This window comes from Clostridium sp. AF34-13 (assembly GCF_003477845.1).
GTDB lineage: Bacteria > Bacillota > Clostridia > Lachnospirales > Lachnospiraceae > Butyribacter > Butyribacter intestini.
The window spans coordinates 23,814-29,813 of the sequence record NZ_QUEB01000025.1; the positions used below are offsets into that span (position 1 = coordinate 23,814).

The 6,000-nt window shown below is 33.7% G+C and carries 7 protein-coding genes; 2 read left to right on the top strand and 5 right to left on the bottom strand.

Annotated features, from left to right (window positions below):
• Positions 1 to 12: 12 nt before the first annotated feature.
• Complete coding sequence (locus tag DWZ63_RS14970; RefSeq protein WP_055945519.1) at positions 13 to 732, bottom strand: lysophospholipid acyltransferase family protein; 720 nt, start codon at positions 730 to 732, stop codon at positions 13 to 15.
• A gap of 390 nt (positions 733 to 1,122) precedes the next feature.
• Here DWZ63_RS14970 and DWZ63_RS14975 point away from each other — a divergent pair, with 390 nt between their 5' ends.
• Positions 1,123 to 2,004: a LysR family transcriptional regulator gene (locus DWZ63_RS14975; RefSeq protein WP_118500309.1), complete on the top strand. Its 882-nt coding sequence runs from the start codon at positions 1,123 to 1,125 to the stop codon at positions 2,002 to 2,004.
• A gap of 141 nt (positions 2,005 to 2,145) precedes the next feature.
• Here the strand turns inward: DWZ63_RS14975 and DWZ63_RS14980 are convergent, their stop codons facing one another.
• The 4 genes from DWZ63_RS14980 to DWZ63_RS14995 all read right to left on the bottom strand — a co-directional run bounded on the left by DWZ63_RS14980 (position 2,146) and on the right by DWZ63_RS14995 (position 5,537).
• On the bottom strand, positions 2,146 to 3,681 hold the full coding sequence (locus tag DWZ63_RS14980; protein WP_118500310.1) for a leucine-rich repeat domain-containing protein: 1,536 nt from the start codon (positions 3,679 to 3,681) through the stop codon (positions 2,146 to 2,148).
• 121 nt (positions 3,682 to 3,802) lie between these two features.
• Positions 3,803 to 4,063 carry a leucine-rich repeat protein gene (locus DWZ63_RS14985; RefSeq protein WP_118500311.1) on the bottom strand — a complete coding sequence of 87 codons (261 nt, stop codon included), beginning with the start codon at positions 4,061 to 4,063 and terminating at the stop codon, positions 3,803 to 3,805.
• Positions 4,029 to 4,580, bottom strand: coding sequence for a leucine-rich repeat domain-containing protein (locus DWZ63_RS14990; RefSeq protein ID WP_182431551.1), 552 nt, complete (start codon positions 4,578 to 4,580; stop codon positions 4,029 to 4,031). Before DWZ63_RS14990 ends, DWZ63_RS14985 begins: the two co-directional genes overlap by 35 nt.
• A 213-nt stretch (positions 4,581 to 4,793) precedes the next feature.
• Positions 4,794 to 5,537: a hypothetical protein gene (locus DWZ63_RS14995; protein WP_147353249.1), complete on the bottom strand. Its 744-nt coding sequence runs from the start codon at positions 5,535 to 5,537 to the stop codon at positions 4,794 to 4,796.
• Positions 5,538 to 5,651: 114 nt separating this feature from the next.
• Here DWZ63_RS14995 and DWZ63_RS15000 point away from each other — a divergent pair.
• Positions 5,652 to 6,000 (top strand): AAA family ATPase (locus DWZ63_RS15000; RefSeq protein WP_182431552.1); only part of this gene is annotated, 349 nt, incomplete at its 3' end.

Sequence of the window (6,000 nt, forward strand, 5' to 3'; positions counted from 1 at the left end):
CCATTGAACAGACTATGCATTTGCTTTAACTTTCTCTCCGATTATCTCTCTAACCTTTTCACCAACATGCTTCTTCTCGGCTCTCTCCATCTCTTCCATATAAACAGGCTCACAATACTCTATAGTCACATGGGCACTGTGAATCCACGGAAGATGCTTTTCAAAGACCTCATCGGTATTGTTTATCGCAACCGGAATGATAGGACATTTCGCCTTATCAGCAAGTTTAAAACTCGCCTCATGGAACTCTAGAAGCTCCTCACCCTTATTTCTTGTTCCCTCAGGTGCAATATATATAGAAGTTCCATTCTTTAAAAGTTCAATACCCTGCAAAATGGTTTTCATGCCCTCTTTTATATTTTCCCTGTCAAGAAAAAGACAATTCATCTGTTTCATCCACCATGAAATCATAGGTGTTTTTTCAATTTCCTTTTTAGAGACAAAAGCCGTAGGCATAGGTGCTGTCGTGTAACCCACAAGAATATCAAAAAATCCTCTGTGATTGTAGGCATAAAGTGCCGCTCTGTCTTTCACTATATTCTCTCTGCCCTTAACGGTCAGCTTCACACCCGACAGAAACAAAATCACTTTAAAGCCGCCCTTGACACATACCTGTGCAGCAACCGCCTTTTTTCTCTCATCAAATTTGCCGATGATCCATAACACAAGAGCCATCGGAATCGTAAAAATTGTATAAAGTATTAAAAAAATCGCAACCAGTATAAGTCTCATATCAATCCTCATTTCTTTTTTCTTGAAGTACCCTGCATTGTCAAGCGTATATTTGCAATCCGCTCAGCCATTTGCCTGATAGTGTTAAATATTTTCCACATTACACCGCCTGATTATTATAACAGATTATTTTCCGAATTACAAAAAATAAATTGCATATCGTTTCCTTGCAATCCCACAAAAACCATATTATACTATAAAAACGAAAAATCAATAATTTTCGTTGCACTTATTTCCATACTTGTAACAGTTCAGCCTTTCATTTCAGAAATGAAAGGCTATTCTACCATAAAAAGATAATTAACAATACAATGAACAAGTTCATTGTATTGCCAATTATCTTTTTATGGCTGAACTGTTACCCATACTTTTACAAAAATGAGGTGTTATATGACTTTAGATTACTACAGAATTTTCTTCTATGTGGCAAGATATAAAAGTTTTTCAAAAGCCGCAGAAGCATTGAACAACAATCAGCCAAACATCACACGATATATGAATATTTTAGAAAGTGAACTCGGCTGTAAACTTCTTATCCGTTCGCACAAAGGTGTCAAACTCACACCTGAAGGAAAACAGCTTTATGACCATGTTGCTGTAGCTATGGCTCAGCTTACCACTGGCGAAAACGAACTTATACGAAACAAAAGTCTTGAAACTGGAATTGTTTCGATAGGTGTAAGTGAAACGGCTCTTAGGCTTTTTCTTTTACCTAAACTTGAAAAATTCCACAAAAAATACCCTCATGTGAGACTCAGAATTTCCAATCATTCCGCACCACAGGCAGTTTCAGCTCTTGAAAAGGGTTTGGTCGACTTTGCCGTCATCACAACTCCGGTAGACTATAAAAAGCCACTGCACATGACTACCCTTTACCCTTTCAAAGAAATACTCATCTGCGGTAAAGATTATAGTGAAATTGCCCAAAAACGACAAAGCCTTCACGACCTTTTAAACATACCGTTTATCTCACTGACAGACGGAACCGCTACACACGATTCACATCATCAGTATTTTTTTGACAATCATCTCAAATTTGCACCTGATATAGAAGCTGCAACAACTGACCAGATAATACCTATGGTAATACATAACCTCGGCATCGGTTTCTGCCCTGAAAAACTTGCAAAACCTTTTATTGAAAGTGGAGATATTCTCCAAATTCAACTTATTGAAAGTGAACTTGAAAGGGAAATATGCCTTATTCAAGATATAAGTCGTGGTACAAGCATCGCAGTGTCTAAACTCATAAATATGCTGATTGAAGATTGAAAAAATTTAAATAAAAAAAGAGGACTTTGTCGTTCACATATTTTCTATAATGTGACTTTGCAATGTCCTCTTTCTGCTTTGTTACATTTCTATACTGTCCTATACCGGAGTAATCCTAATAATATTGTAATTATTTTAACCTTATTTTTCCATGACAATCCTAACACTCTCTCCACCGGCAAATGCCTTGTCAGATATATGTATATTATCTCTCTTTACATATACAACAGCATACCAATTATCATTTTCATCTTTCAGTCCACAACCTTCAAATGCGTAATCTTCTATAAATTCGACTCCATTTTCCAAAGTAATATAACTTATGTCGTACTCCGAAAATGCCTCCGTTCCTATTGTTTTAACATTATCCGGAATTACAAGACCGACTATATCTTCCCGTGTCTCAGTTTCATCTGTATCCGTTTCTTCTTTTTTAAGATAACTGCACAGATAACCATCTGCAAGCATGAGCATACGCTCATTTTTTTCATTTAAACTCGCAAATCCCTTTCTCAACAATTCATTTTTCAAAGATTTTTTCCAGTACTTATTTGTTGTCCATAACCTCTGTATTGATTTATTGTCAAGCTGGGACATATTTAAGCTTACTTTAATATTTTTACATTTATAATGTGAAATGTCAAAATTCAAATCATCATCGCTTGTTATTTTAACAACTGATTTAGGAAATACAATTTCTCTAAGCACACTCATTCCATATGTTCTATACCCATAACTTCTTGTAGCTACTGTACTACATTTATCCGATATGACTACCTTTTTTCTTCCAAGCGGTATCCTTACGAGTGTTTTTCCGTCTTTTGAATATATCATCCCATCAACACTCTTAAAACGTGGATCTTTTGATGAAACTTCATAGCTTTCGCACTCTGCTAATCTTTTCAAAATATCGGTATTAAGTGCAGTTGTAAATTTCACTTTCTTTATCGGGTCGGATGAACCATCATCTCTTCTTTTATAATAAAACAAGTCCGTACATGAAAAAAAATCATTATCAATAGAGGGTTTTGGAACTTTTATCACTTCTACATCTCCCGGCATAGTCACAGTCTCAAGTTTTTTGCAACCGTCAAGCACTCCAATACCGAGTTTCTTAACAGATTTTGGTATAGTAATATTTTTTATTTTTGTATAGCAAAATGCCTGTACCCCTATTCTCTCAACGGATTTAGGGATATTTATCTTTTCAATATTACAGCCCTCAAAAGCCCATTTTTTAATTACTTTAAGATTTTTAGGTAATTTTATGCTTTTAACTGCGGTATTATTAAATGCACTTATTCCTATTGTTTTTAAAGAATTTGGCAATATAACTGTTTTCAGATTTTTACAGTCCTTAAATACTTCATCCGGTAACCAGGTAACTCCTTCTTTTACTATGACTTTTCTTATTGATTTTTTGGGGAGTACCGTTTCATTAACGGCTACAAAAGGATCTCCTTTCTTTTGAATCGTAAGGACACCATTTTTAAGCTGCATTGAGCCGCCTAATATTTTAATATACGAATTTGTTTTTTTCTTCGCCGCTAAAGTTTTATCAGACTGCATAAACATAGTCGCTGCTGCAGCTAAAATAAAAACTCCAAACACAATAATGTTTTTTAAAAGCAAACCGCCTATGAGTTTTCTGCTTATAATATATTTTTCTTTTTTCATACTGAGCCTCCCTTTCTAAGCATGATAAAATTTACATTTGCACTATATCAATGCCATAAATATATTACTTCCTACCACTTGTCACACCCAAATCTAATGTTTGTTGTCATACTGTGGTGCATCAATGAGTCAATCTTATTATTTCATACTCTCCGCAGTTATCAAAAGTGTATCTCTGAATCATTATCTCTTTGTTTGTATATACTTTTATCTCTTTATTTCCGGCAAAAGCATACTTTGGCAGCGTTTCTATGTTATTATTAAGCACTACCGACCTTATCGAAAATTTCTGTGAAGTTGAACTCAAAAGTGAGTTAAATGCATTCTCACGAATATACTTTACTTCGTCAGAAATTGTTATCTCTGCATTTTTCTTTTCCAAGTATCAATGAACCGATAAGATTCTTTTTATTGGCTGCTTTTTTAGGTTCTCTTGCCCAAAAATTTCCCGGTATTGTTAATTTCTTGAGATTTTTACAATTTTGAAGCATACCATAACCTAAATTTCCCGCTTTTTTAGGAATCGTTATTTTCTCTACTCCCGTGTTATAAAATGCCATTGCACCTATTCTGTTTACAGTTGGTGCTATTGTTATAACTGTTGCCTTGCTGCAATCCCTAAATGCATCTTCCGGCAGTTCGGTTACTCCATTTTTAATAACAATCTTTTTAATCTTCTTTTTTTGTGCAACCTTTGGCATGGCACTCTCAGGCATTTTTCCTTTGCCTGAAACCGTAAATGTGCCATTCTTCAATGCGGAACTTACTTTTTTCACTGTTGTTTTTTTGGCTGATGCTTTTTCTGTCACCAAAAATCCACAAAATAAACATAGGCTGCAAATCATTACTGTAAAAGTAAATATATTTTTTATTCTTTTGGTACTTTTTTTATTTTTCATACTGACCCTCCATTTCTGCACACTTTTTTGCATAGTATTAAATATGATATATTTCGTGCATAAAATTTGTGCCAAGTGTGTACATACACAAATCCTGCATACAAAAATTTATTCCTCATTCTTAATTCTCGCATCATATCATATCATCTCTTATAATATAAGACATCATTTCTTTAATTTTGTTGCAAGCCATACAAAATTTCGCATATATTTTTATTCATATATAAGTCCATTATCAACAGAATATATGTATGCCTTGTTTCTTGATTTTTCATTCTTAGGAGACACGCCTATATATATTTTATTATTACACACCTGTATGCCCTCTATTTCAATCTCTTCAGATATATCCCAATATACATTGTAATATATTGTTCTTTTTGATTTTTTAAAAATAACACAAAGATCTGCTCTAGTATTATATGTACCATTCCCATCGCATACTATGTATATATTTAAACTATTATCAATTGCAATTCCCTGTCGTTCACGATTATCATTTATAGTATATGTCTGCGTAACATATATCTCATTATTCATTACATATATATTTTGTATTGGCCTGTTTATTGAAGATACCCCATTCATTTTTTTAAAATTAAAACCTTCTATTACAAAACTTAAATTTCCTTTTATCATATTTCTTGCCATATTTCCCTGCTGAACAGCATCATTTACATCAATTTCTACCTTTCCACTATCATCAGGCACAATATTTTTATTACTCATATCTAATGTCATTCCTGCAAGGTCATCAAAGCTGTCAATCTCATCCTCCTTTGTCATAACCAGTGTCCCAGTCTGTTCTTGTTCCTGTGCAGAAGCTATATTACTATGTGCACTTATTGGCAAAATTCCCATTGCCACTACCAAACCAATGGTATAATTATATATCTTTCCAGTTTTAATAGTTATTTGTATAGCAAACATGAATGATAACCTACCACAAAATTGCACAATTTTTACATAATTGACATTATACCCGAAACAAAATATACTAAAAACAATCAGACAATACTAATAATCTTTTCACAAATACTAACTATTTTTTATAAGAAACGGGGTGTTTAAATGGGTATATATTTTAATCCGACAAACGAAAGCTTTACCAAAGATAGAAATTATGAAATATATGTAGATAAAACTGAACTAATCGCCTACCTTAATAAGGTGATCTGCACTCCCAGAAATTGTCTTTCTGTAAGCCATGCAAGGCGTTTTGGCAAGTCACACGCTGCCGGTATGATAGACGCATATTACAGTCTCGGTTGCGATTCATCAAAGCTTTTTGATAACACAAAGATTTCTTCCCATGCAGACTATAAGAAATACATGAACAAATACAATGTTATTCATCTGGATATTTCTTCTTTTTGGGATGATTTTAAGGATAATCTGGTAGAGAAAATAAAAGAGTATA